This window comes from Blastopirellula sp. J2-11, assembly GCF_024584705.1.
Lineage (GTDB): Bacteria > Planctomycetota > Planctomycetia > Pirellulales > Pirellulaceae > Blastopirellula.
Genome location: NZ_CP097384.1, coordinates 4,847,539 through 4,873,727, shown reverse-complemented (window position 1 = coordinate 4,873,727; position 26,189 = coordinate 4,847,539). Strand labels below are relative to the sequence as shown.

The following is a 26,189-nucleotide window of genomic DNA, read 5'->3' as shown; positions in this document are numbered from 1 at the left end:
ATCATGGCGACAGAAGTTAAATTGCCCGAACTGGGCGATGGCATTGATTCAGGCGACATTCTTTCGGTCTACGTCTCCGAAGGAGACGTCGTCACGAAGGATCAAAATATCCTGGAGCTGGAAACGGACAAAGCGACGGTCGAAATTCCGACCAACGTCGCCGGTAAAGTGACCAAAGTTCATGTGAAGACAGGCGATGCAGTGCCGATCGGCGGTGCGTTGATCTCGGTCGAAGCTTCCACAGGCGCCGCCAAGGAAGAATCGAAGCCGGCGCCAGCACCGAAGAAGGAAGAAGCCCCCCAGGCCGAAGCCAAGAAAGCGGAGCCTGCCCCCAAAGCGGCGGCGCCCAAAGCCGAACCGCCGAAACCGGCGCCGGCCCCTTCCCAACCAGCTCCGCCCCCAGAACCGGCTGTCACCTACGAAGCGCCGGTTGCTCGCGCGACAACTTCGTCGGCCGATCTGGTTTATCAACAAGAAGATGACGTTCCGGCGGGTCCGGCGATTCGCCGCTTCGCTCGCGAAGTGGGCGTCGATCTGCGTCGCGTTCGCGGCACCGGCAACAACGGGCGCGTAACGCGTGATGATGTTCTCGCGACCGTTCGCGAACTGAGCCAAGGGGGCCCAGCAACGTTGACCGCCGTCGCTCCGCCCAAGGCCGACAAGCCGATGGCGCCGCCGTCGGTCACTCCGCCCGGTGAACAAGGCGAAGACGCCTACGGCCCGGTTCGCATCGAAAAGATGGCGAAGATCCGCAAGACGATCGCCAATCAAATGGTGATGTCGTGGACCACCGCTCCGCGGGTCACCAACTTTGACGACGCCGACGTCACCGCGCTCGAAGCGCTTCGTCAGCAGAGCAAAGATGACTACGCGTCGGCCGGCGTCAAACTGACGTCGATGGCGTTCCTGGTTAAAGCGGTCGCGCTGGCGCTGCGGAACAATCCGTCGATCAACGCATTGATCGACATGGAAAACAACCAGGTTGTTTACAAAGAATACGTCAACGTCGGCATCGCCGTTGATTCGGAACGCGGTTTGGTCGTGCCGAACATTCGCAACGCTGATCGATTGGCCATTCCGGAACTCGCTCGCGATGTCCAAAAGCTCGCCGCCGATGTTCGCGGCGGGACCTTCAGCATGGACCAAATCCGCGGCGGCACGTTCACCATCAGCAACCTGGGCGCGATCGGCGGAACTTATTCGACCCCGATCATCAACGTCCCCGAAGTCGCGATCCTGTTGGTCGGCCGCTCACGCAAGCTGCCGGTCGTGGTCAACGACCAGATCGTGCCGCGAATGATGATGCCGCTGAGCCTGTCGTACGACCATCGCCTAGTCGACGGAGCAACGGCCGCTCGCTTCCTGAACGAGATCAAGACTTATCTGGAAGCGCCGAGCCGGCTGTTGCTGGCTCCGTAGTTTGCGTTGAATTCAAGACTAAAAAAAGCTCGCCCAATGTGGCGAGCTTTTTTTGTGCGCTGAGGGGAACGGGCCGCATTGCCAGACTGTTGGGCCCTCTGGTTTCTCTTCTAACGGGCGATTCCGATCACGACGCAAAAACAGACGCCAAAGCGATCGTTTGGCGTCTGTCAACCAATGCGATTCGTTACGCGTTCGCAGCGTTCGGAATCTCAAAACCCTTGCGGTCCGAGTCCTTGAGGAGCGCGTTGGCGTCAGCGGCGTGGTCGCCGGTGTGCCGTTCCGTCTCCGGATCGAACGTAAGCATCGGACCGACGACGTATTTGGCGCTGTCTTTCACGCCTACGCCCTTCGACATGATGTCGTGCAGACGACCGAAATGTTCGGCGGCGTCGGCATTGTCGCCAAACTTGCCTGTTTTCTCATTGAACGGCGCCTCTTCGCCTAAGCGATACGAGTTGTTCATCAGGTGTCCAAGCACGCAAGCGTTATGGGCGTCTTCGACGTTGCCGTTGGCCATGCTGGGGTCGTTGGCGCGGACCGCGGCGATAAAGCTGCCCCAGTTTCCGCCGGGCGTGACTTTGCCGTTTTCCACGCTTACTTTTTCTCCCTTGTCGCTTCCCTTGGGATAGTAGACGCCGCGAACGATACGACCGCCGTCTTCAAAGTAGTATTCGTTCTCGACTTGATGCTCGTATCCCTTGTAATTCACGTTGCGAACGTTGAAAAACACATGCTGGCCGTTGGGGTACTCGGCCATCGCGAACATGGTGTTGGGGGTTTCCCCTTGGTCGTCCCATTGGAAACGCCCGCCGATCGCCATGGTGCGAATGGGATGGGTTTGATCTTTATCGATCGCCCACCGCGCCACGTCCAATTGATGGGTGCCCTGATTATTGAGATCGCCGTTTCCGGTCTTCCAGAACCAGTGCCAGTTATAGGTGTGATAGTTGCCGTGGTAGTCGGTGATGTCGGCCGGGCCGCGCCACAGGTTCCAATCTAAATTTTCCGGCGGTTGCGAGATCGACTTGTCGCCGATGCCGCCGCGCGGCTTGCAGCAGTAACCGTACGCGATCTTCAGCTTGCCCCACTTACCGGCTTGAATCGCTTCGTGCAGACCGGCGATCTTGGCGTCACTCCGTCTCTGCGTGCCGTGCTGGATAACGACGCCATGTTTCTTTTGGGCTTCGACGGCGACGCGGCCTTCGGCCACATCATGGCTCATCGGCTTTTCTACGTAGACATGTTTGCCGGCTTGGGCCGCCCAGATGGTCATCAGCGAATGCCAATGGTTCGGCGTGGCGATCGAAATCGCATCTAGATTCGGGTCGTCCAACGCTTCGCGAACGTCACGGACACCTTTCACTTTGTACTTTCCGCCAACTTTGGCTTGCACGCTTTTGATCGCGCCGGCCAAAACTTTTTCATCGGGATCGATCAGATAGGCGATTTCGACATTCTCTTGGCCAGTCCAGCCTCCGATGTGGGCTTTGCCTCGGCCGTTTAAGCCGGCCACGGCGATGCGAACCCGATCATTGGCGCCTTGAACGGCTCCTGAAGCGGCGGTTCCTGTGAGAATCAGACCGGCTCCAGCAGCGGTTGATTGAAGGAATGTACGTCGATTGAAAGTTGACACGGTAAGCTCCGATGAAAAGTGAGACGGGGGTGATAACTTCGCCCTGCGGGGCTAGCGAGTAGATCCTAGGGTGAAATCAACGGTGGTGGGGCCCTGCTCAATGACCGCTTTCAGGGTAGTTCGCGTGTTGTACTTCGCGGGAAGCGTTTCTTTGGTGGGAACTGTGCCTGTGACATCGGGCGAGCCGGACGGTTGCGGCGAGCGAATGAGCACGATTTTCTCGCCAGCGGTTACGTTAGCATTATACTCGCCAGCGGTGATCTCGGCGAATGCCTCAGAGCCTTGGCGAACATCCTCGGGGGAAGTGAATTGAATCGACCCGGACTCGAGGGGGACTCCGTCGACTGTTACGGCGCCAGTGACAGAGTTGGTGGGTTCGAAGCGATCGGAATTATCCGCCTGGGCGCAACCCCAAGCGAAAAGCGAAAGGCTTGCAGTTAATATGCGAAGAATGGCGATCACGATAGGGAAGCCTTTTGAGTAAAGCGATGATTTACGAGATAAAAGACAGGCCCGACTTTTTCTCCCAAGCCTGTCCGCCGAGTGGTAGCTGACAAACTACAGGCTTAAAAATCACTCAATACGTTTCCGTCGTTTCTCACGGCAAGATTCGCTAGAGTCGTCGTACTAATCGTTTCTGCAATGAAACGCACAGACCCGTCTACTAACAGGACAAGCACGCCGCCGGGATGCGCCGACGTTAGCGGATGATTCCCACCTACACTTGTGCAAACGCCATCGGAGCAACTTGTCGAGAAAAATTGATTCTTGCCCGGATTGATCTGGTAGCGAAGCGTCGTGGTGTTACTTGGGCGTCCATTTGAGCCCGACGGCAAGACCGTGGTGTTATCATCGTTTCCAATGACGCCCATAAGAAAGCCATAATTTACCCCTGGACGAAAGTCGGATCGTACCGGGCTACTAGCAGTGCCGGTATAGACATAATCTCCTACTTCACCGACCGCCATAGTATTGCTGGTTCCGTCCGTTACGGTGCTGAACGTTTCCTGCGAGTTGTAGTGCAATAAACCGTTGGTCGCGTGGGTGCCGTAACTGCTAGAAGTGTACTCGGTACCGACCGTAACTCCGCCAAAACCGCCTGCCGCTCCCGCGATCGCCGCATAGTCGGGAGCCATTGTGAAAGGGTTCTCGTTCGCTACTTCTGCCATTGACGAAGAAGCGCAAGAATAGATGCTCAAAGTCGGAGATCCAGCATCAACACCGACAGCACTTTTAATCGACGCAGCGTTGTAATGGATGTCTGTCGTCAATTGTGCTGCATCGAATATGTTGCCCAGTTCTACGAATGGTAGAAGGTAGCCCATCCAAGAAGTACCCCATCGGCTCACGGTAGCTGTTCCGAAGGGAGCCAAGTTATTGGATGTTCCCGGAGGAAAACGCCCGAACGTATCGTGGAAGTTATGCAGACCGAGGCCTTGTTGCTTCAAGTTGTTGCTGCATTCCATTCGCCGGGCCGCTTCACGAGCTTGCTGCACGGCAGGCAACAAGAGAGCAATTAATACGCCGATAATCGCGATGACTACCAGCAATTCGACCAATGTAAATGCTCGATTTCGATTCATAGCTCGGTTCCCAACTAAAAAGGAAAAATAAGTACTGTTTCGAGTGCGTAGAAATGCAAACAGAAAAAACTTCGCTTGCCAGCCAGTAGGAAATCGTCGCATTATGGGGGGCTATAAAGTATAGAAACCTGTCATTTTCACTAGGCAGGCATTGTGAGGATCTTCAATAAAAGTTGCGAGTAATGTGCTTCGCCATGTCAGCACATAAATGAGAAAAAGAAGAGTAGATCCTACTACTTGCGCGTCGTTGTCGTTCCAGACGATGCGAAAACGGGCGACGCCTGCATTCTCTGTTGGCTCAAAATACCACGAGATATCATGTTCGGCAAGGAATTTCTGGAGATTGCCATAGAGCCAATTTCTCCATCGTGAATTTGAGATGGAGAGGGCCTAGAAATAGGAGAGAACTTCTAGGCGGCGTGCGAATGACTGTTGGCGAAGATCTCATCATACGGACAGCATTAAGGCTATAATAATGCGCCGATAGTCGTAGAGGGGGCAAATTGCCGGACGCCTTATTTCGCCTGCTTCAATCGGTTCTACGGCCCCAGCGTCAACGGCCAGACCAGCGGGATCAACACCAGCGCGGTGGTCGCCACGATCAACGCCAGCGGGATGCCGGCCACTAGATAATCACGCGGTTTATAACCGCCGGGGCCCATTACCATCAGGTTGGTTTGATAACCGATCGGCGTTAAGAACGAGAGTGACGCCGCTAATGCGATGGCCATGATGAAAGGACGCGGATTCAAGTCGCCTTCGATCGCTACTGCAATCGCGATCGGCAATAGCAGCGCAGCGACGGCGGCGTTGGTGATCATTTCGGTAAAGATCATCGCCAGCAGATAGATCACAACTAGCAGCAGATAAGGATGCGGGCCGACAATTTGCACCAGCGCTTCTGCGATCATGCTGGCGGCGCCGCTTTGCCAGAGGGCGCTGCCGAGTCCCAGCGCGGCGGCGATGGTAACAACTACCTGCAAGTCGATTGCGGCTCGAGCGTCCGACGATTTGACGCATTGCAGCAAGACCATCAACGCCGCAATTGAGAGCGCTGCGATCGCTGGATCGGCCAAGCCTCCTCCGCCAAGCAGAGCAGCAAGCGTCATCCACAAAATCAGGACGCTCATCAGTCCGGCCGCTAAGAGCGCGCGGTCATGGCGGCGCGGTTCGGCGCCTTCGACGCTGCTGACCAAGTAAAAGTCGCGGCTGTTGCGATGTTGGGCGATAAAGTCGCCGCGGGTTTGCAGCAACAGCGTATCGCCAGGCTCTAGTTCGATATTGCCGATCTTGTTGGTCAATCGCATGCCGTTGCGATGGACGGCGATGACCGCCGCATTGTAGAGAGCGCGAAAGTTCGCCTGACGGACGGTGCTGCCGATCAGCGGCGATGTACGAGACAAGACAACTTCGGTCATATGGCGCTGCTGACGCGAAGAAGGATTGAACTCATAGGTTTGATCGGCGGCCGGCACCAAGCCCGGAATCTTCTCGAGATCGACGATCGTCGAAACCACGCCGGTAAAGACCAAGCGATCGCCGCTGCGAATTTGATCACCCGGTGCGACCGGCGTGATGATGTCGCCGTTGCGATCAATTTCGATGAGATAGAGACCATGCAAGTTGCGAAGCCCCGCTACTTCCACCGTTTTGTTCACCAGGCGACACTCTGGCAGGACCTGCATCTCCACCAGATACTCGCGCCGCTGATCGCCGAGCTGTTCGATCAAGTCAGGCGATCCAGGCAGCAGCTTCTGACCAACGAACATCAAAAAGAGCGTGCCGGCGATCGCGCAGGGCAGCCCGACCATGCCGATCTCGAAGAAACCCATCGGCGCAACATATGGCAGCGCCGTCTGTCGCGAAGCGATCGCCGCCGCGTTGAGCGGGGTCTCCTCTTGCAGATGTTCGACTTCGGCTTGCATCGCCGTGTGGCTCAGTCGCAGCTGATCGTTGACAACCAACGTGGTGCTGGTGCCGATTAACGTGCAGACGCCTCCCAGGATGGTCAGGTAGCTAAGCGGCAGGAGAAGTTTCGACGGCGAAAGATTGCGCTGGCGGCACCAATCGATCAGCACCGGCATCATCATCGCGACCAACGCCGTGTTCAGGATAAACGCGCTGCTGGCGACAATCGGGCCGGCGATACGGCGGAGCGCCGGACCTTCGGACTTCACATCTCCCAACAACGCATTGCCGATCCAGTCGAGCACGCCGGTGCTGCGCAAGCCGGCTGCGACCACCAACAGCGCGCTGATCGCCAACACGGCGCGACTGGCGAAACCGGAGATCGCGACGGCGGGGGAGAGGACGCCGGTCAGCACCAAGAAAACCAGGGCCAACAAAAACAGCAGGTCAATCGGGATGCGACGCGTCACCTGCAGCGTGACAAATACGCTGACCGTTGTCGCGATAGCAAGCCAAGGATGCAGGAATTCAGGAACCATTCAATCAATGTTGGCGACAGGGCAGGCGAACAGCTGGGGAAGTGATGATTCTGAGGCTTTCGCCGCCGCTTGGGAATGCGGTACCGCTGAGATGGGGCGACTGCTTTCAGAATTGGACCATTGTAAACGGCATATCGAGAAGGTTCGCCTTCATATCTCGCATAACCTGCATCTCTCCTAGTATTCCCTGTTTGCCTGACGTGTCGCGTCGTCATTCGCCGATATGACAACTGTCACGCCGAATACGGGCCGCCGCGAAAGGATCTTCGTGGGCCCTCTCAAAAATACAATCAACAAATGCCCCCGCTGGAGACAACGGATGTCGTTCTTGGGCCTACGCTCGCTAGTTGTTCTGCTCGTTTGCATCCCCACCCTCAGTTTTGCAGACGGATTGCCGGGACCTTGCGATTTCGCCTCGTATGAGGCGAGTAACTTAGATGTACCCGCCGTCGCTACGCCGATTGCGGATTACGCCAAAACCGACTGGGTGAACAAGGCGATTCGCGATTGCCTGGAGCCTAATCGCACGAAGCCATGTGGTGGAAGTCGGTTTTCCCTCAACGTCGCGCAAGACCTCCGAGGTGGAAATCGTCCGGAAGTAGTGCAGTACGAGCTAGAACTCGCCTGGCAAAAGGTGAGCGAGCTCTTCTGGGAGAGCCCTGAGAATCCTGCTGATTTTCGTTTGGCTCAGTTCGACCTACGGATGAAAAGCCTGATCTCTCGCTCGCTGGAAGGCTGGTTGCCCCATTCCCACTCGGCTTCGGTCGCTGTAGCGGAAACGGTTACAGAAAAAGAACTTGCTGCGGTGGAAGAATTTATTTTGGACGAAGAATACGCCCAGATTGTCGCCGCTCGACCATTAGTCGAGGCGCAACTGCAAGACGATTGCCCGCCGATGCCGCCTGTCGTCGAGAACTTCGCTTTGGAGAGCGAGGGCAGCGACTCCGACATGATCGAACCCAATATGGTCGACGAGGTCGTAAGCCTGCTGCAAGACGAGGAGTCTCCGCTGACTGACGAAGAGATCGCCTATCTTCATTCGGGGCCATCCGACTTCGTCAACTCGCTCGATCCGTACGGTTATTCGGAATACAACGAATACCTGGAAGAGGAAGCGGCCGAGACGCCCCATCCCGAGCAGGGGGCAGCCTGGACTGTCGCCATCGCGACGCAAATTGTCGCCGCGACGCGTAGCACGCAAGAGGGGCTTCGCTGGATTGGGAATTTGAATCTTACGGAGCGGATGGAAGCTGCTCGACATGCTCATCAAGAGCGAGAGATCCGCAGCTATCGGACGGCAGAGCGTCAAGTTCTCGAGCGTTGGGATGCCGTCATTGACGGTTTCGAGCTACTTCGCTAGAAGGGGTCGCAAGCCGGTGAAGACCGGCAATTTGGGCGCCGGCGCGTGGGTGTACCGGTTCTCCGGAAATGTTAATCCAGCTAAACTTGCGACAATCGGTAGATTTTTGTAGCGTCTATTTCAGGCGGGAAATAGAATACAAGTTCAGTTGCGGAATGCAATTCTGCGCCTTCTGCTAGCCGCATCTGCTAAAACAGTGGGTATTCGCTGGAACAGGGAATCCCCTCCTCGACACATCCTTTCGACGGTTTTGGAGTCTGAATATGCCCAAAGGTGAGCGCATGGCACGATGCGTCCTCGCATCGCTCGCAATCTTGTTGGGTTCAAGCGTCGTTGGCCAAGTAATGGCCGAAGAAGCGAAGCTTGCCACCTATGAAGCGACAGGCGGAAAAACCTACTTTGCGATGAGCATTTCTCCGGGTGAGAATCTCAAAGCCGCACCGGGCGAGGTGGTGATTATCGTCGATACGTCGGCGAGCCAGACCGGCATCTATCGCGAAGACTCCCTCAAAACGCTGAAAGCGTTGCTTGCCTCACTTTCTCCGCAAACGCGCGTCAAAGTGATGGGGGGAGATCTGCATGCGGTCGCGATGAACGATGGTTTCGTCGCTCCGACCGGAGCAGAAGCGGACGCCGCACTGGCGAAATTGGCCAATCGAGCCCCGCTCGGTTCGACCGATTTGCCGACCATGTTGAGCGAAGCGGCGTCGCAATTCCAAAACGGACTCGATACTCCCCGCTCGATCGTCTACTTGGGTGACGGCGCCAGCCGCGCACGCTCGCTGGAAGACGCCGAACTAAAAAATCTGGTCGGCGATCTGACCAAGGCGCGTGCCTCGGTGGATGCGTTCGCCATTGGGCCGCAGCGTGACATTCAACTGCTGGCCGTTTTGGCCAATCAGACCGGCGGCGTGGTGATTGCCGACAGCAACGAAGCGGCGTCGGCGGATGCAGGCGCTTTGATCGCAGCGGCTGCTGAGACGCCTGTGATTTGGCCAACTGACGTGAAGTTCTCTAGTAACGTCTCGGTCGTCTATCCGAAACAAACTCCGCCGCTGCGTGGAGATCGCGACACGATTGTGATTGGCGAACTTGCCGATGCCGGCGAAGTGACCGTCAAATTGACCGGCATGTCGAATGGCAAGACGATTCCGATGAATTTCGCGGCGAAGCCGGAACCCTCGGACGATCAGGCCTACTTGCCGCAACTGATGGAGCTGGCCCAAAAGGATGGCGGGATGAGCCTACCGACGGTTGGTTCGGTCGGTCTGCGTGAGACGGCTCGCGTGATGCTGGCTTCGGCCGATTCTTTCTCAAAAATGAGTGGACAAGCGCTCGCGACTGGTGATGCGGTGGGCGCTCAGCGCTTGGCCGACGCCGCGCTGCAGCGTGATCCGAACAATCCGCAAGCGACACTAGTGAAAAAAGCGGCCTTGTCGCAGATCGGCGATGATGACTCGCTGCGAATGGTCAATGCCCAAGCTCAGCCAGGCGCCGACTTGGACGCGGATGAAGGGAACTTCCTGAGCGAAGTGCAACGTCAGCAAATTCGTCAGGCGGAAGTGATCAAGATCGAAGTCGAAAACGCGCTAGCCAATGCTCGCGAGCAAATGGGCGTTCAGCCCGCGATGGTGAAAGACTCGCTGAAACTGCTGTTGGAAAGTGTGGATCGCGCTCCCGAGTTGCAAGCCGACATCCGACGTGGTCTGCGTAACAAGATCGTCAGCGCCATTCAGATGGCGGATCGACGAGCGGTGCAGGTCGAATCGGAACGTCTGGAACGCGATGAGAACGCCGCGATCGCCGCCGAACGCATTCGCATTACCGAAACGTTACTGCGCGACGAAGAGCGGGTGCGAAGCATCATGGAAATGTTCAACGCATTGATGGACGAGCACAAATATGTCGAAGCCGAAGAAGCGGCTTACGCGGCTCGCGAGATTGACCCGTTGAACCTGGCCACGCATGGCGCCGTTTACAACGCCGAGTTAGTGGGCAATTTCTACAACATCGAACGAATTCGTGAACGCCGCTATAAGGGCGTGATCGATACGCTGTGGCTGGTGGAACAATCCCACGTTCCCTTCCCGGACGAACCGCCGATCGTTTACGCCGATCGCGAATTCTGGGAAGAGATCACCCGCCGTCGTAAAAAGTACTCGTCAGTCGACTTGGCGACTACGGGCGACGCCGAGAAGAAGATCTTTGAGCAACTCAACGAGCCGACCAAGATCGCCTTTATCGACACGCCGTTGGTCGAAGTGGTCGAATACCTGAAGACGCTGCACGGCATCGAAATTCAATTGAACAACCGCGCTCTGGAAGACGTCGGTCTTTCGCCGGACGTGCCGGTCACGCGTAATCTGGAAGGTATCAGTCTCCGATCAGCGCTTCGCTTGCTGTTGAAGGAGTTGGAACTGACCTATGTGGTCGCCAACGAAGTGTTGGAAATCACAACTCCGGAAGACGCCGAATCGGAACTGGTGACCAAGGTTTATCCGGTCGCCGACTTGGTGATGCCGATTCCCTCTGGCGGCAGCGGCTTCGGCTCTGGCGCCCAAGGCGGACAGAGCGGCAACTTTGGCGGTGGTGGAGGTCAAGGTGGCGGTGGCTTCGGTGGCGGTGGTGGTAATCAAGGCGGTGGCGGTGGTTTCTTTGCCGTCGATGATGAGAAGTCGGTCTTGAAGCTGGGGCCGACTGTTGAAGCGGAAGTGAAGACTTCGGTGGAAGCAGCCCCAGTCGAAGCGATTCCGGCAGTCGAAGCGAAACCAGAACTGAAATTAGAAGTTCGTGAAGGAGAGGCTCGTAGCGCCGCTTGGGATCGGTTGCTCGAATCGGGCGCCGACGTTCCTGCTTCAGAAGTTCGCAGCGAAGTTCGTCGCATGATGAACTCGAAGCAATACGATGAAGTGACCGCGCTGATTCAATCGTTTCTGCGCCATGGCCAGCCGCAACCTTGGATGTACGAGGCGCTGGGAATGGCGATGCAGTTGAATCACGCACCGAAGGAAGAAATTGAACGAAGCTTGATGTCGGCGATCGATTTCAGCTCGGGCCCAGAGCACATGCTTTATGTGGCGATCTATATGACTCGCGTTGGGCTCGACGAGCGAGCACTTAAGCTGTTTCAGGAAGTCGCCAAGATCGAACCGCTTCGTCCTGAGCCGTACGCCTTAGGTCTTGCAGCCGCCAAACGCCTGGATGATTTTGACGGCATCCGGTGGGCATGCGTCGGCGCTTTGAAGCAAGCTTGGCCGACGGAAAGCGTGAAGATCAAAACCGAAGCGTTCCTCTCCGCTAAAGCGGCTCTAGGCCGGTTGCAAAAAGAGGGACGACTCGATGAAGCGAAAGCGTTTAGCCAAGAATTGAACGAAGCGTTGATTCGCGATTGCATTGTGAACGTCTCGTGGACCGGCGACGCGGATCTGGATATTGCCGTGGAAGAGCCGGCTGGTACCGTCTGCTCGCTTCGCAACCCTCGCTCGGTGGGCGGCGGAGTTCTGCTGGGTGATGCGGCTTCTTCGTTAAATCAACAAGACGACCAAGGATTCTCCGAGACTTACGTTTGCCCGGTCGGTTTTCCCGGCGACTACAAACTGCTCATTCGCCGTATCTGGGGTGAAGTGACCGCCGGCAAAGTGACCGTTGACGTTTACACCTCGTATGGGGCCAAGCAGCAGAAGCACATGCGTCAGCAGATTCCGCTAGGCGATACCGCTGCGATGGTTAACTTCACCTTGAAAGAAGGGCGTCGCACCGACAGCCTGGAAGAGAATCAAGTGCAAGTCGCCGCCAAGGCGCATGCTGAAATGGGCCGCGCCGTTTTGGCCCAAGCTTTAGACAGCTATTCCGATTCGTATAGCAGCGAATCGTTTGGGACGGAACGAGAAGAATTGGCCAATACCCGCCCGTTCATTCGTAATCGCAGCAGCGTTGGTTTCCGACCGCAGATTACCGTGTTGCCCGAAGGCGTTCAGTTTACGGCGTTTGCCGTGATCTCCGCTGATCGCCGCTACGTTCGCTTTACCGGCTTCCCCAGCTTCACGCAAATCGGCAACGTGACGACGTTCAATATCGGTTCGGGCGATTTCAATACGATTGAAACCGGAACGGGTGGCGGAGGAGCGAATAACAACAACAATAACAACAACAATAATAACAATAATAACAACAACAATAATAACTAGGCGTTTCTAAACGCGTTCGCGAATCAGGCCGGGTGCTGCGTCGAGAGAAAGATCGTCGTAGCTTCCGGCCTTTATTTTTTCCCACGCGATCGCTCCCATCACCGCATTGTCGGTGCAGAGGGCGAACGGAGCGATGATCAATTCGATCTGATGTCGGTCGGCCATCGCTTGTAACGCATCACGAAGGCGGCGATTTGCGGCAACTCCACCGCCAACACACAGTCGGGTGCGTCCTGCTTTTCGGATCGCCAACTCCGCTTTGCCAACCAGGCAATCGACGACTGCCTGTTCAAAGCTGGCGGCAATGTCGGCGCGACGTTGATCGGAGATCTCGATGGCGGAAAAATCGGGGCGACCAGGTCCAGCGATTTCGTACCGGACCGCTGTCTTGAGGCCGCTAAAGCTAAAGTCGAGTCGCGACGAATCTTGGAGAAACGGCCGCGGAAAAGGGATCGCCTGCGGATTTCCATCCGCCGCACATCGAGATATCGAAGGTCCGCCGGGATAGGGAAGTCCCAACATTGACGCGACCTTGTCGAACGCTTCGCCGGCCGCATCGTCGATTGTTCCACCCAATGGGACAAACTCGGACGGACCAAGGCAGTCGTAGAGACTCGAATGCCCACCGCTGACAATCAAGCCCACGCAAGGAAATATGTCGCGGCCGGCGGCGAGTCGACAAGCGTAGATATGTCCGTGCAAGTGATTAACGCCTACAAGCGGTACGCCCAATGACCAGGCGAGCGTCTTGGCGACCGAGACGCCAACCAGCAGCGAGCCAGCCAAGCCGGGAGTATGCGCAACCGCGACGGCGTTGATATCGGTTAGGGTCAGTTTTGCTTGGGCGAGCGTTTCGTCGATCACCGGCATAATTCGCTCTAGATGAGCGCGTGCGGCGATCTCCGGCACAACTCCATGGAATCGCTGGTGAAGCTTTTCTTGCGACGCGACGACGCTTGCCAAGGGCTGGAGATCTTCATTAATAATAGCTGCGGCTGTCTCGTCGCAGGTAGTCTCGATCGTCAACAGGTTCATAAGCCGTAGCTGCGTAATTAAGGGGATGCTGGTTCTGGGAGTTTCGATTCGAGATATTCAAGTCCCTTCGCCAACACTGGGTCCACTTCTGCAAGCGGCGGTTCTGGCGCTGGTGGATGCGGAGTGAGGGTTCCCATGTCGCGTCGGCGGCGATAGTTCTGGAAGGCGGCGATTTGCTTGGGCGTCATTTTGACCTCCATGTCTGGCGAAGGAGAAACGCCCCACTCATCGGTATCTTTGGCGTCCGCCAGGCGATGGATATTTTTACCGCTAGGACGATGATAGCTAGCGGTCGTCAGCTTCATCGCGCTTTTGCCCTCTTCTAGATTAATGATATTTTGCACGCTGCCTTTGCCCCAGGTTCGCTGGCCGATCACGACCGCACGGTCATGGTCTTGCAGGCAAGCCGAAACAATTTCGCTGGCGCTGGCGCTAAAATGATCGACCAGCACGGCGACGGGAACGTCGACAAGGGTCGTGTCGGGGACGGCGCTCCACTCTCGCTTGGGGGTGTTCCGGCCTTCAACGCTGACGATTTTCCCGTCGTTGATAAAGCGATCGGAAATCTCGATTGCGGCGCTGAGCAGCCCGCCGGGGTTAGAACGCAAATCCACGATGAGCCCACGGATTTCGTCCTTCTTCAGTTGCTGAAGTACGGCGGCGAACTCTTCGGCGGTATTGCGGCTGAAGATCGTAATACGGACGTAGGCGATCTTTTGGTCATGATCGTAGATGTAGTCCCAGTCGTTGTTCTCTAGACGTTGGTCGCCGAGGACGGTTTGCAGTTGGATCATCTCACGCTCCAGCACGACCGTTTCGGTTCGAAACTCAGCCGGATGATAGATCACGAGTGAAACGGTCTCACCCTCGTCTCCCTTCAGACTAGCGATCGCGTCGTCGATCGTCATTCCTTTGGTGCTTTGTCCGTTGATCTCCAAGATGCGATCGCCGGCGCCCAGTCCCGCGTCATAGGCGGGACCGCCTACCAAAGGACTTGCGATGATCAGTTGGCCATCTCGCGAGTCAATCTGGATGCCGATGCCGCCAAACTGTTGATCGATGTTGGTGCGAAAACGGGCCAGTTCTTCCTGGGGGATGTAGGTCGAATGGGGGTCTAGTTCGGTGATGACCCCACGAATCGCAGCTTCGATTAGCTTGCGGCGATCGAGCTTTTCCACATAGTTGCGATCGACCTGATCGAGCGCGTCGGCGAACATTTGAATCAATTCGACATAGTCATCATCGATTTCGGCGTAGGGAGAGGGCTGACTGGCGCTCGGTTCGCTGGGCGTTGGGCCAGCCCCCCAAGTCAAGCGTTCCAGGGGAAGGAGCAATGCGAAAGTGGTCAGCGCGGAGAGCGCGAAACTAGCAGGATTTTTCCACATGGGCGTGACTGCTCGCAGGGCGTACTTACCAAGGAATAAGAGAACGCAAAAAAGATTCGCGGACTACTGAAGTATAGAGTACGCCGGCAGTTACGGCAATTAAAGAGGGAGCAGCCGTATCGTCGGATTGCCGGGAGAAGACATGGGCGACAGCCAAGGTCTACGTTTATGCCGCGATTCGAGATTGCACGCGGCGATTTTGCTGATCGTTGTATCCATCCAGGCAATGCTTCAAAAGAAGTTCGCTACTTTCACGCCAGGTGGTCGGCGTGATCGACTTTCGACGCGGAGGAGGATTCTTGCCAATGCCGGCGTCCCAAGCGGCAATTTGCCGAGCCAGGTCGCCGGGGTCATCCAGAGCGCAATAGCTGCACTCTGTCCCACCGACTTCGCGATGGATCGGAGTATCGCTGGCGAAAACATGCTTGCCATACCATTGCGCTTCAGCGATCGGTAATCCAAAACCTTCGACGATCGAAGGGAAGACGGCGGCCCGCGATTTTTCGTAGCAGTAACTTAGCTCGGAGTCGGTCGCGTCATAAATGGCGAACAACTTGGATTGATAGAGCGGATGGTTCTCGATGCGCTGGATCACGTCTTTGCAAAGTCTGGTCACTCCGCCGATCAGGCAGAGCTTTTGGTCGCCTGACGCTTCCCAGAGTTGGTCGAAAGCATCCAGCGCATATGCGTGGTTCTTGCGCGGATCAAAGGTCGAAACCATGATATAGGGCGCATTATCTTGATCCACGAACAAGTCTTTGATTTCCTGGCGCACTTCACCGCTGACGTTTCCAAGTTCGGCGCCGTTTCGCGAGGCTCGAATATCGGTGCAGATGTCTTCACCGGGAAACAACTTTGGCAGTTCCTCCACGAGCGTATCCCGAATCGTTGAAGAAACGGTAACGATCAAATCCGAATGGGTGGCGAATTGTCGAACGTAATCCAGGAACACGGTCAGAGAGCCTTTTTTCACGAATTGCGGATGCGTCAGCGGAATCAAATCATGCACCAGCGAAACGACAAAGGCGCCATTTTTGCGTGCACTGGCTACCGCCGGCCAAATATCGGGTTGCGACCAGTAGGCGTCAGGCAAGACCAGAATGTCTCCTTCGCCCGGCAAGAAGCCGGTTCCTGGATGGTCCCAGGTCGCTTTTTCCACAGCGGCAAGGACTTTCAAGGGAAGTTTGAAGGCGCCTTGGTGATGCGGCAGTGGGAGAAGCCAGGTGCGAACTTTCGGCGAGTGGAAGCAACGACAAAGCGCTTCTGCAAAGTATCGATACCAGCCAGGCAAGTAGTTCTGAATGTTGGCGCGCATTGCGGCTGATGTCCAACAACGTCTCCTGTTCACGCTATTCTGCGGATCGTATAGGGGCGTGTGATGAAATCGGTCATGGCGCATCGTGACAGATTCGACATGAAGTTGCGAATGATCGACGATCTGCGGAAGTTGGTCGCCAAGCTTGCGAACTACCCGCTGAACGCCGTTGCAGAGTCCACTGTTATGGGCGTGGGTTCCGTCAAGAAATAACCGCTTGGCAGATCGGGGCGACGAACTTATTTGAGCAGACTCGACATGGTCTGAAACTACGTGCATTTCGCTCTCCGTAGCGATTCATTATTGCTAGACGACTTGTTTCGCTTGCGAAATATCGACAAGTGTTGTTGCGATCAAGCCGACTCTTAGATTGTTGGAAATATTCCCGGAGACGTGAGTATTCGTCTTCATCAAATTTGGTCAACGTATTCTGACCAAGGCCTACTATGCGCTCGATTGTTGGCTTGATGAGTGTAGCGAGTTGTGCTGACTTCACCAACATCATTCGGCGTTGTTCAACGATTCAACGCCGATGCAGCTCCGTTGTATTCGACCGAATTCACGTTTCTAAGCGGCGCCGGAAATTGCCGACGCATTCGCAACTCCGGCTTTGCGGATGATCAATCCAATAGATGTTGTGACAAAGCGATCTTGGGAATCCAAAAGCTTCAAATGCGGGTTGCTCGAGTACGGGAATATATCGACATGTTCATCTTCCGGAGTATTCCCGGTATCAAGCTGTAGCAGCTCTACCGTGTGTCCTTCCGCTTGCAAATCGCAAAAGATCGCCTCGATATCTTTGCGGCGAAAGAAGACAGTTGTTCCCTCTTCGATTGTTTTTTCGCAGGAAGTCAGGTTGAATTCGGTGGTATGAACGGCGATTCCGCCTGGCTTCAAGCACTTTAGTTGCTCTCGCAGGAATCGCTTTCCTAGCTCGATCGAACCGCAATGCTCGAAAGAGCATGAAGACCAGGTGAAGTCGAAATCAGTGAGATCCTCAGGGATCTGGTTCATGTCGACAGGCCGAAAGCGAACATTGCGGCGGAATTGCTCCTGCTCGCAGATTCCTCGATTGTTGAGATGATCCAGGCAAGTCGCCAGCTGGTTGGTATTGGCCCAGACTTGGGAGCGATCATCATCGGCGGCCAGATCGGATGCGATGATTTCGCACCCTAAGCTGGCGAACAGACTTGGAAGAGGCTCTTCTCCGACCGCGAAACCAAGTCCGCGTCGTCCGGCGGAGAGTAAGCCCCGTTCATAAAGCGTTTGAGCGATATAACAGAACTCCCAGAGCTTTCGATGCAAGTGCCAAGGTTCGTGCATCCGCGCCGTCCATGTGCGAAAAGCGGGCGACTCCAGCTGGCTACGCGTGCATAAGCAAGACTGAAGCGTGTAGTTGTCAGTATCGCTTGAACTGGAGAGTCCAGCGGCATCAACGACGCGCAGTTTGTCATAATTAGGAGCCGCATCCTGGCTGTAGATCGACTGATCGCCGATGGCCGTCGAGGCCCCATAGGGATTTTTGCGTTGGTGAGGGAAAGGGAACCTCAGGAATCGTTTGGTCGCTCGAGTAAACTTTCGCAGCATAGTTCTGTCCTTAGATTGCATCGGTCATGATGCTTCAGGCGAAACGCAATTGGTCTTACGCCGCTTTCCGGTCCAACACGGTTTCTTCACGATAGAGTTCGTAGTAGGTCGCGCTCGTTTTTAGGAGGTCTTGGTGCGTGCCGACCGCTTCGATTTGACCTGAATTCATGACGACAATGCGATCGGCAAGCTCCAGGGCGGCTGGGCGATGAGTGATTAGGATTGCAGTATTGTCGCCGACGCAGCGCTCGAACGCCGAGTGAATCAAACGCTCGCTCTCCAGATCGACCTGGCTGGTCGCTTCGTCGAAGATGAAAATATCTGGATTTTTCAACATGGCGCGAGCAATCGAGATGCGTTGTCTTTGACCGCCCGAGAGGGACGAACCGGACTCGCCGCAATTCGACTGATAGCCATGCGAAGTATGGGTGTGGACGAATGCGTCGACTTCGGCGGACTCACCAACGCGAATGACTTCTTCATCCGTAGCGGTTAGGCGACCATATCGTATATTCTCGAGGATCGAATCGTTAAACAGGACCGTATGTTGAGTGACCAGGCCGATACGGCCACGCAGATCCGCCTGTTTGGCGGCGCGGAGATCAACGCCTCCAATTGTGATGGAGCCTTCATCAGGATCGTAAAATCGTAGCAACAGATTGATGAGCGTGCTTTTTCCGCATCCATTGGGGCCGACGATCGCCACCTTTTCGCCTTTGCGAATGGTTAGTTCGGTTTCCTGCAGTACCGTGACGCTCTCGTTGTATCGAAACGAAACGTTGTGAAAGCAGATATCGCCGTTAACGAGCGGAATTGGGTGCTCGGGATCTTTGATTACAGGCTCAGCGCCGAGAACGGCGTAGACTCGTTCGGCGCCGGCGACTCCTGCTTGAATCGCGCCGAAAACGTCTCCCAGTTTGCGGATCGGATCAGCCGCCGCAATCAAGAAGGCGTAAAATGTCATGATTCCGCCAAAGTCCATCGGTTTATCCGCCAAGCGGATTCCCAAAATATGCGTCGCTTGGTTCAGGACGAGGTAGCCGCCAGCGATGAGCGAAAGGCAGACCATTCCGATTCCCAACAACTCGTTGTTGGATCGCACGAGCGATGCGTAGATCTCCAGTTTTATTTGTTGACGGTAAACATCGTCGGTTTTCTGAATGAACCGTTGATTTTCCAGGTCCTCATTGCCATAGGCTTTGACGACGTGATATCCGTTCATAATCTGAATAAAGAATCCAATCAGTCGGCCACGTGCCTCCATCACATGCACACTGGTCCGTTTGATCGACTTGGCCAACAACATCAGCAGATAGGCGGCCAAGGGGCAGACTAGCAGCGACAATAACAATAGTCGCCAATTGATGTAAGCGGCGCCTGCCAAGCAAGTGAACATCTTGGCCGGTTCACGCAGCGATTTTCCAAGCAGGATTGAGATGGCGTTGCCGACAGCGCCGATGTCGCCGCCGATGCGAGCTGTCGAATCGCCGGTATCTTTCGTGGCCGATTTTCCCAAACGCAGGTCAAGCATTTTTGCAAAATATTGTCGCTGCAATGTTTGGGAAGTGCGAAATGCGGCCCGCGACATCAGCACGATACTGAGCATCAGAAAGACGCACTTCAGCGCAGTGCCGATGGCGAGAAAAGCGACGATCCCCAGCAGCGTATTGAAGGGACTCGTGGGCGCGTACTTTTCAATCCATGGCTTTGTTTTCTCGACGTTTTTCAGTCGCGAATTCCAGCTCTCCACCATCTGCTGTTCGGTAGCAACCGCGGCCGAATCAACATTTTTTTCGGCGCGTAGAGCGGCGATTTTCGCATTCCCTTCGGCAATCGCCGTCGTGCAAGTCAACGTTTCGCGCTCAGCCCACTCATGCAGATTCTGCCCTTTGAAGATTACCTCTGCAAAAGGATAGACCGCTCCGATGTTGGCGCCCCAAAGGATGCCGACAAGAAAGGAGCAGATGACAGACAGAACGATCGACCATTTGTACTCGCGCCACGCTAACCGAATCGCTTTATTGAGATACCGCATGTCTTGATTACTGAATCCAGTTCCTGGCGATGCCGGATAGTCATCTATCCGCGCGCTTTAATTCCATGTCGAAGCCAACGACACCGACAATCGATCGCATAGGTTAAGGTCGCCAAGCTGGACGAACAATATCAGATTGCCGGCAATCCTTTGGAAACGAATCCAGACAACTCCATTGGAGGAAAGTAAGCGATCTCAAAGAAGGCGCCGTCCGCCTAGCGACTTTGATAGAAGTGAACGGCATGAAAGCGTGCTAGCATCCCCTCGCGTTCGCTACTGAACAGGAAATAGCTTTTGTTGCTAGATCGGCGTCGTGACATTGCTAAACCGGACCAAAAAACAACGCCTTGTGGGCAAATTGGCATTGGTTCAATTTACGGCGTTCGGTATGTTTCCAGCGTCAAAAGGAATCCGTCACGCGTCGCGCTAGAGGTCCGCCTGCACGATTTAGGTGTGACGTGTCAACTTCACGTTTTGCGGTTGCAGAACTGGATGAATATCTCGCCCTGATGGGGTGGGTTTTTGCACCCGAAGACGAGATCGTTCGTGAGAAGCTTAGTCGTTCCGTCAATCACGATCCCTGTGTGAGACGATGACGCCAGGCAGGAATTGAACTATCGGGGCGCACTCAATACAAACGGCGATTGAGAAATAATTGGCGTCGTCCAATTTGTCATACCATTCCATGTTACAAGTTGTTCTCGATCTTGAAAAACTGCGTCAGCCGTATTGCGGTTTAGGGCAGTTTGCACGGTATCTCGGCGACACTCTCGTCGAAGAGTTGAAGCTGCGCGGAATCGAGCCCATCATCTTGGCTCGCAAGCCGCAACTTGCCCATTTTTCGCATGTGCGCAGCTTAGAGGCGAATCTGTGGCGCAAAGAATTTTTGCAGCGTCACTCGCGTCGATTTTACCCGGGTGCGCTCGACAAAAATCTGATCTGGCATGCGACCCATCAGCAGACGCGCTACTTGCCGCGACATCCGCAGACGCCGGTTTTGCTGACGATCCATGATTTGAATTTTCTGCGGGAGAAGTCCTCCGCCAAAATTGCTCGCGAACGACTGCGACACCAACGGATCATGGATCGAGCGACCGAGATCGTCACGATTTCTCAGTTTGTCGCCGAGGAAGTTCGTGCAGAGATGAACGTCGGCGAAAAACCGATTCATGTGATTTACAACGGAGTTTCGCGAGCGCCGACCGAGCCAGTGCGCCCTGCTTTTATCAGGGATGATCGACCGTTTCTGTTCTCCATCGGACTGATTCAACGTAAGAAGAACTTTCACGTCCTGATTGATCTGATCGAGCGTGCTGGCGACTATCGCATGATTTTGGCCGGCATTAAAAGCGACGCCTACGCGGAGGAGATCGAAGAACAAATTCGTCTACGAGGTCTCAGCGATCGCTTTTTGCTGCCTGGTCCGGTCAGCGAAGGGGAACGCGAATGGCTATATCAAAATTGCTCGGCGTTTTTGTTTCCTTCGATCACCGAAGGATTTGGCTTGCCTCCGATCGAAGCGATGCTCGGCGGGAAGCCAACGTTCCTTTCACGTCGCACGAGTCTGCCGGAAATCGGGGGAGATCTGGCGTTCTACTGGGATGAATTTAGCGGCGACCATCTCTATCAGCGGTTTGTAGACGGCATGCGTCGCTACTCTGAAGATCCTCTCTACGCAGAGCGACTCAAAGCTCACGCAGGTCAGTTTTGTTGGCGCAAAGCGGCGCGGCAGTACGTTGATCTCTACGAATCGATCGGCGGAATTCGACGCAGCCACATTTCGTCCGCCGCGTAACGCGCTTACGTACCGGCACGTGGAACGGCATCCTGATCAGGGGGGAGAAGTGGCCTGATTTGATGGAAAAAGCTTGCTACTCCGTGCTGTTAGTTTTATAGTGGGAATTAATTGAGAAACGGTTCCCGCTAACTAGCATTTGATCCTCTGGGGCAGGGCGTCACGACAGTGATACCAGAGGTGGGCCAGTCGCTATTTTCAAGACGACGCAATCATCTTGATGTTCGATCGCGCGGTTCGATTCAAGTCCGTATAGCTAGCGGGAACTTTTTCTTTGCGCTTTGCCGTTTTCTGGCGCGCCGGTCGAGTTTCTTTCATTCGACGTCAACTTGGCGCGATTATGCAACCGATACTAAGCATGTCGGGGGGGCTCGATTCGTATAGACGGGAAGCAAAATGAATCCGTTAGCTATGGCGCCGCTAGCAATCGGAGCGGCAGGTATCGCCGCGCACGCCGCTTCGCGCATCTCTGGGGCGAGTTTCGGGCAACTTTTGTCGCTCGGCGAAAAGTCGGTCGAGCCGTCAGCTCTGGTGGAATCAGAGGACGAGCAAAAGTCGTCGGCCCTCGATTCTCTGTTCGCGTCCTCTGGCGATTTGAACGGAGCGTCGCTCGAAGATCTTTCGGCGACGACCGAAAAGCTGGTTGATGAGATTGAAGCCGCGATCCGGCAATTGCTGCAGAGCGAAGGAATCAATCCAAGCTCCGAGTTTCAATTCACCATCAATGAAAGCGGCGAAATCGAAGTCGATGGGGCCGGAACAGCCGACGATACGCTCGGGAAGCTGATCAACGGCGATGCGTCACTGGCCCATAAGATTCGCCAGGCGGCCGCGAATCGCAGCTTGATCGAAGCCGCCGCCAAGCATCAAGATTTCTCGGCCGCCTACAATCAAGATCCCGGCCAATCGGTCGACGCCTATCAGGCGCTCTTCAACGAGGAAGATCAACGCGCGGCGCAGTTCACTTTTCGCGACGCCGAAGGGCTATCGCTCGACTTGGCTTAAGGCCAATTGCTCGATCAAACGCTCGGCCGCTTGTTCTCCGCTATGAATGCAGGTTGGCACGCCGACTCCATGATACGCGTTGCCTGCCAACACGAGCCCTGCATGTTTCGCCGCCTCCGCTTCGATTCGTTCCACGCGTTCCAAGTGGCCGACATGATATTGCGGCATTTGAGCGGTCCAACGACATACCGAAAACGTTTGCAGCTCGCCTGCTAGTCCGATCAGATCGGCAAGTTCTTCCCTCACGATCTGACGCAGTTGCTCATCGGGCAATTCGTTCAGCTCTGGATGACAAGCGCCGCCGACAAAGACCCGAATCAAAACGGAGTCGTCCGGCGCACGTCCCGCAAACTTGTAACTCGCAAAACTCGCGGCCAAGATCCGCCGCTGTTCGACTTCGGGAACCACAAAGCCGAAGCCTGCGATCGGCTTGGCGATTTGGCGGCGATCGACCCCCAGCAACACAATCGCACAGCCAGCGTACTCGATTTGCGCCAACTCATGGGCCAGTTGCTGGTCTTGCGCCTGGAATAGCAAAGCCGCGGCAGGCGCCGGCGCGGCGACAACCAAGCCGTCATACGTTTCGGATCCTTCCTGGGTTGCGACCTGCCAACAACCGTCCTCTGGGCGAACTACCGAGCGGACCGGCGAATTCAAGCGAATCGATTGGCTTGGCAACCGCGCCGCGATCGCATCGACCAAAGCTGACATCCCTCCCCGTGGAGCGACGAACATCGAGTAGCGGGCCCCGCTGTCGGCACTCCCTTCGCGAGCTTTTCGCTGTCGCATGCCGCGAATCAGGCCGCCGTGCTGGCGTTCCATCTCGACAAACTGCTTCATCGTCGCGGCGACGCTCAGCTTCTCTGGATCGGCCGTATAGATGCCGCCGATCAACGGTTGCACGAGCCGCTCATACGCTTCGATCCCCAGCCTGCGGACGACGAACGCTTTCAGGCTTTCGTCGCTGGTATCTTTTCGCGGCGAGACAAAATACTCCCACGCCAGTCGCAGTTTGCCGCGCCACGAGAGAATCGGCGATTGCACGATTGGCCAGGCCTTGCCGGGCGCCATCAACAGAAAGCCTGCCGGCACTTCGACCAGACGTCCCCGACAAACGACGTACGCTTTGCGCAGCGCATCGTTGGTTGGCAGCAGTTCGCTTTCGATCCCCAGCCGCCGACAAAGATCAACGCCCCACGGGACGTTAGTAATAAACGTGTCGGCGCTCTGTTCGGCGAGAAAACCATCTTGGCGGCGAGTCTCTAAAACGCCCCCCAGTCGCTCGGCCGCTTCGTACAACACCACCTCGGTCGTCGGCGCCAGCTCGCGCAATCGATGGGCGGCCGCCAATCCGCTGATGCCGCCGCCGATAACGGCAATGCGTGTTGCTTTAACTGCGGCGGCGTCCAAGGGGCGGTTCTCCAGTGCTGGGTCGTAATCTAGTAGTGTAGCAAATCCCGAAAAAGATGCCTTGCCGCACGAAAAGAAGCCGAAAACCGACCAATTGGTTGCGTCCAGCTGCGCCCGCTTGTAGGTTGCAAGCTACTCCTCCAGCGGATTCTCGACTCCACCCTCAGCGGCGTTTCTACATCGGTGAGGCCGCGACGATGGATGACCAAAAGCAAAAAAAAACAGGCGGAGCGTCCGTGATGAAATGTTATCGAGCGGTGATCGTCGGATTGGGGCTACTGCTCTTCGGTCAGTCTGTCGTGGCCGAAGAACCAGCGGTGAAACTAGCGGACCAATATCTGCAGGCCAGCGCTCCGCACGATCCGAACGAAAAAGTCCGCCAAGCGCTGGCGTCCCCCACGCATCTTGCCTTTATCGACACTCCGCTGATTGAGGTTGCAATCTATCTCGGTACGCTTCATAGCATCGATATTCAGTTCGATCGCAGGGCGATGGAAGATGTCGGCTTATCGAGCGATCATCCGATTACCATAACAGCCGACGATTTGAGTTTGCAGAGCGGCTTGCGTCTGATGCTTGCCGAACTGGAGTTAACCTATGTCGTCGATCAGGCGCGATTGCTGATCACCACGCCGGAGGCGGCGGAGAGCTACTCAAAGGTCGTCTTTTATCCCTGTGCCGATTTGATCTACCCTGCCGGTCCCGGGGATGTCGATGACTCGCAGCCTGACTATGACGCTCTCATCGATCTAATCAGCATGACGGTCGAGCCCGAGAGTTGGTCCGATGTCGGTGGTCCCATGCCGGGGATTCAACCTGTTGAAAATGGAATCATCGTCTGCCAGTCGGATGAGATACATACAAAAATCGCCGCGCTATTGGCCTCTCTGCGCACGGCGAAGTCGCTCCCCTCCGACGCTTATGATCCCACGCCGATGGATGCTGTCCCCCACGTCGACGCCGCCGCGTTGCCAAAGTTACGAGCTTCGCTTGACCATGTCGGAGCGGCTAAGTTGGTGGATACGCCGTTGATCGAAGTGGCCGCCTATTTGTCTCACCTGACTGGTTCGCGGGTTTTGATCAACAACCGGGCGATGGAAGATGCGGGGATCTCTCTCGAACTGCCGGTGACCTGCGATTTCGAGAAAGCGTCGACGCGCGTCATTTTGGACACACTGTCCCAAGAACATGAATTGGGGTATGTCCTGGAAAACGAATCGATTCTTATCACGACCCCAGAAAATGCAGAGTCGCACATGGTCGTCAAAGTCTACCCTGTCCGCGATTTAATCGATTCTCGTAGAGACCTCGATCACCGTCGCATCCTTGTTCTTGGTCACGGATTGGGCGGCGGTGGATATTATTTCGACGCCGATCAGCCCGACTTTGATTCGTTGATCGATGCGATCTGCGGCAGCATCGAGCCCAATAGTTGGGATATATGGGGAGGCCCCGCTTCCATTGCCCCATTTCAAATCTCGGACGCGCTCGTGATCGCCCAAACCGAACAGAATCATGACAAGATCGCGCAGCTGTTGTACGAAGTTCGCACCAAGCGCCAACCGCGGCCAGAGATGTCGCCCGCTGCGAAAGCCAATCTGGCCGAGCCTGTGCTCATCCGCTATCCCATTCCCTTAGATGACGACGGCAATGATGCGATCGGCAAACTCGCACAATTGCTTACTCTGGAAGTCGCCGCCGAGGCCTGGAATAACGAAACGCTTTACGTGGTATCGTTGGGGAAAACGACGTTGCTGGTCAAGCAGTCCCCTGAGACGCACGCGAAAATTCGCCAATGGCTAGGTCGTCTCTATCCCGAAAGCGAATATGCCCAGCGACCAGGTTGGAGCGGTCAGGGCGGCACAGGCTCTAACTGGGGAAGTTGCTATGCGCCCGAGCTGTTTGGCGAAACGCCAGGCGAAGTCGGCGGCGTTCCGCCCACGCCAAAAATCATGCAAGACGCCGTGAAGAGCGGAATGTAGTCCGTCCC

General features: G+C 55.7%; 17 protein-coding genes. 7 read left to right on the top strand and 10 right to left on the bottom strand.

Translation table 11 applies throughout. From position 1 onward, the window contains the following. The first annotated feature begins 3 nt into the window (after positions 1–3). The gene (locus M4951_RS19190) at positions 4–1,419 is read left to right on the top strand and encodes a 2-oxo acid dehydrogenase subunit E2 (protein WP_262023246.1); all 1,416 of its coding nucleotides are present in this window, start codon (positions 4–6) and stop codon (positions 1,417–1,419) included. A 187-nt stretch (positions 1,420–1,606) separates the two neighbouring features. On the opposite strand, the gene M4951_RS19185 is transcribed toward M4951_RS19190, so the two are convergent. The 4 genes from M4951_RS19185 to M4951_RS19170 all read right to left on the bottom strand — a co-directional run bounded on the left by M4951_RS19185 (position 1,607) and on the right by M4951_RS19170 (position 7,085). Continuing rightward, positions 1,607–3,055: a Gfo/Idh/MocA family protein gene (locus M4951_RS19185; RefSeq protein ID WP_262023245.1), complete on the bottom strand. Its 1,449-nt coding sequence runs from the start codon at positions 3,053–3,055 to the stop codon at positions 1,607–1,609. Between the two features lie 51 nt (positions 3,056–3,106). Next, positions 3,107–3,268, bottom strand: coding sequence for a hypothetical protein (locus M4951_RS19180; RefSeq protein WP_262023244.1), 162 nt, complete (start codon positions 3,266–3,268; stop codon positions 3,107–3,109). 353 nt (positions 3,269–3,621) lie between these two features. Further along, a complete protein-coding gene (locus tag M4951_RS19175; protein ID WP_262023243.1) occupies positions 3,622–4,638 on the bottom strand; it encodes a DUF1559 domain-containing protein in 1,017 nt (338 codons plus the stop codon). A gap of 539 nt (positions 4,639–5,177) precedes the next feature. Then, entirely contained in the window at positions 5,178–7,085 is a 1,908-nt protein-coding gene (locus tag M4951_RS19170; RefSeq protein ID WP_262023242.1) for an SLC13 family permease, read from the bottom strand. A 319-nt stretch (positions 7,086–7,404) separates the two neighbouring features. Between M4951_RS19170 and M4951_RS19165 the strand changes: the two genes are divergently transcribed. Together M4951_RS19165 and M4951_RS19160 are read left to right on the top strand one after the other, a co-directional pair. Next, positions 7,405–8,445: a hypothetical protein gene (locus M4951_RS19165; protein WP_262023241.1), complete on the top strand. Its 1,041-nt coding sequence runs from the start codon at positions 7,405–7,407 to the stop codon at positions 8,443–8,445. Between the two features lie 281 nt (positions 8,446–8,726). After that, the gene (locus M4951_RS19160; RefSeq protein ID WP_262023240.1) at positions 8,727–12,632 is read left to right on the top strand and encodes a VWA domain-containing protein; all 3,906 of its coding nucleotides are present in this window, start codon (positions 8,727–8,729) and stop codon (positions 12,630–12,632) included. A gap of 6 nt (positions 12,633–12,638) precedes the next feature. On the opposite strand, the gene tsaD is transcribed toward M4951_RS19160, so the two are convergent. The 3 genes from tsaD to M4951_RS19145 form a co-directional block, all read right to left on the bottom strand. Beyond that, positions 12,639–13,667, bottom strand: a complete 1,029-nt coding sequence (gene tsaD / locus M4951_RS19155; RefSeq protein WP_262023239.1) for a tRNA (adenosine(37)-N6)-threonylcarbamoyltransferase complex transferase subunit TsaD — start codon at positions 13,665–13,667, stop codon at positions 12,639–12,641. A 17-nt stretch (positions 13,668–13,684) separates the two neighbouring features. After that, positions 13,685–15,052, bottom strand: a complete 1,368-nt coding sequence (locus M4951_RS19150; protein WP_262023238.1) for a S41 family peptidase — start codon at positions 15,050–15,052, stop codon at positions 13,685–13,687. A 166-nt stretch (positions 15,053–15,218) separates the two neighbouring features. After that, entirely contained in the window at positions 15,219–16,367 is a 1,149-nt protein-coding gene (locus M4951_RS19145; protein ID WP_262023237.1) for a glycosyltransferase, read from the bottom strand. A gap of 63 nt (positions 16,368–16,430) precedes the next feature. On the opposite strand from M4951_RS19145, the gene M4951_RS19140 reads away from it, so the two are divergent. Further along, positions 16,431–16,580 (top strand): hypothetical protein, encoded by a 150-nt coding sequence (locus M4951_RS19140; protein WP_262023236.1) that lies wholly within the window; start codon positions 16,431–16,433, stop codon positions 16,578–16,580. A 354-nt stretch (positions 16,581–16,934) separates the two neighbouring features. Here the strand turns inward: M4951_RS19140 and M4951_RS19135 are convergent, their stop codons facing one another. Both M4951_RS19135 and M4951_RS19130 read right to left on the bottom strand, forming a co-directional pair. After that, a complete protein-coding gene (locus tag M4951_RS19135; RefSeq protein ID WP_262023235.1) occupies positions 16,935–17,954 on the bottom strand; it encodes a class I SAM-dependent methyltransferase in 1,020 nt (339 codons plus the stop codon). Positions 17,955–18,009: 55 nt separating this feature from the next. Then, the gene (locus tag M4951_RS19130; protein ID WP_262023234.1) at positions 18,010–19,989 is read right to left on the bottom strand and encodes an ABC transporter ATP-binding protein; all 1,980 of its coding nucleotides are present in this window, start codon (positions 19,987–19,989) and stop codon (positions 18,010–18,012) included. Between the two features lie 685 nt (positions 19,990–20,674). Between M4951_RS19130 and M4951_RS19125 the strand changes: the two genes are divergently transcribed. Both M4951_RS19125 and M4951_RS19120 read left to right on the top strand, forming a co-directional pair. Continuing rightward, a complete protein-coding gene (locus M4951_RS19125; RefSeq protein WP_262023233.1) occupies positions 20,675–21,784 on the top strand; it encodes a glycosyltransferase family 4 protein in 1,110 nt (369 codons plus the stop codon). 396 nt (positions 21,785–22,180) lie between these two features. After that, positions 22,181–22,789: a hypothetical protein gene (locus M4951_RS19120; RefSeq protein ID WP_262023232.1), complete on the top strand. Its 609-nt coding sequence runs from the start codon at positions 22,181–22,183 to the stop codon at positions 22,787–22,789. Here the strand turns inward: M4951_RS19120 and hemG are convergent. Continuing rightward, positions 22,769–24,199 carry a protoporphyrinogen oxidase gene (gene hemG, locus M4951_RS19115; protein ID WP_262023231.1) on the bottom strand — a complete coding sequence of 477 codons (1,431 nt, stop codon included), beginning with the start codon at positions 24,197–24,199 and terminating at the stop codon, positions 22,769–22,771. The genes M4951_RS19120 and hemG overlap by 21 nt on opposite strands. 239 nt (positions 24,200–24,438) lie before the next feature. Between hemG and M4951_RS19110 the strand changes: the two genes are divergently transcribed. Then, positions 24,439–26,181: a hypothetical protein gene (locus M4951_RS19110; protein ID WP_262023230.1), complete on the top strand. Its 1,743-nt coding sequence runs from the start codon at positions 24,439–24,441 to the stop codon at positions 26,179–26,181. Positions 26,182–26,189: the final 8 nt, after the last annotated feature.

Coding starts and splice junctions, on each gene's coding strand:
- M4951_RS19170 (WP_262023242.1), bottom strand. CDS start 7,085: ATGGTTCCTGAATTCCTGCATCCTTGGCTTGCTATCGCGACAACGGTC.
- M4951_RS19145 (WP_262023237.1), bottom strand. CDS start 16,367: ATGCGCGCCAACATTCAGAACTACTTGCCTGGCTGGTATCGATACTTT.
- M4951_RS19120 (WP_262023232.1), top strand. CDS start 22,181: ATGAATCCGTTAGCTATGGCGCCGCTAGCAATCGGAGCGGCAGGTATC.
- M4951_RS19125 (WP_262023233.1), top strand. CDS start 20,675: ATGTTACAAGTTGTTCTCGATCTTGAAAAACTGCGTCAGCCGTATTGC.
- M4951_RS19140 (WP_262023236.1), top strand. CDS start 16,431: ATGAAATCGGTCATGGCGCATCGTGACAGATTCGACATGAAGTTGCGA.
- M4951_RS19160 (WP_262023240.1), top strand. CDS start 8,727: ATGGCACGATGCGTCCTCGCATCGCTCGCAATCTTGTTGGGTTCAAGC.
- M4951_RS19130 (WP_262023234.1), bottom strand. CDS start 19,989: ATGCGGTATCTCAATAAAGCGATTCGGTTAGCGTGGCGCGAGTACAAA.
- M4951_RS19175 (WP_262023243.1), bottom strand. CDS start 4,638: ATGAATCGAAATCGAGCATTTACATTGGTCGAATTGCTGGTAGTCATC.
- M4951_RS19110 (WP_262023230.1), top strand. CDS start 24,439: ATGAAATGTTATCGAGCGGTGATCGTCGGATTGGGGCTACTGCTCTTC.
- tsaD (WP_262023239.1), bottom strand. CDS start 13,667: ATGAACCTGTTGACGATCGAGACTACCTGCGACGAGACAGCCGCAGCT.
- M4951_RS19135 (WP_262023235.1), bottom strand. CDS start 17,954: ATGCTGCGAAAGTTTACTCGAGCGACCAAACGATTCCTGAGGTTCCCT.
- M4951_RS19165 (WP_262023241.1), top strand. CDS start 7,405: ATGTCGTTCTTGGGCCTACGCTCGCTAGTTGTTCTGCTCGTTTGCATC.
- M4951_RS19150 (WP_262023238.1), bottom strand. CDS start 15,052: ATGTGGAAAAATCCTGCTAGTTTCGCGCTCTCCGCGCTGACCACTTTC.
- M4951_RS19190 (WP_262023246.1), top strand. CDS start 4: ATGGCGACAGAAGTTAAATTGCCCGAACTGGGCGATGGCATTGATTCA.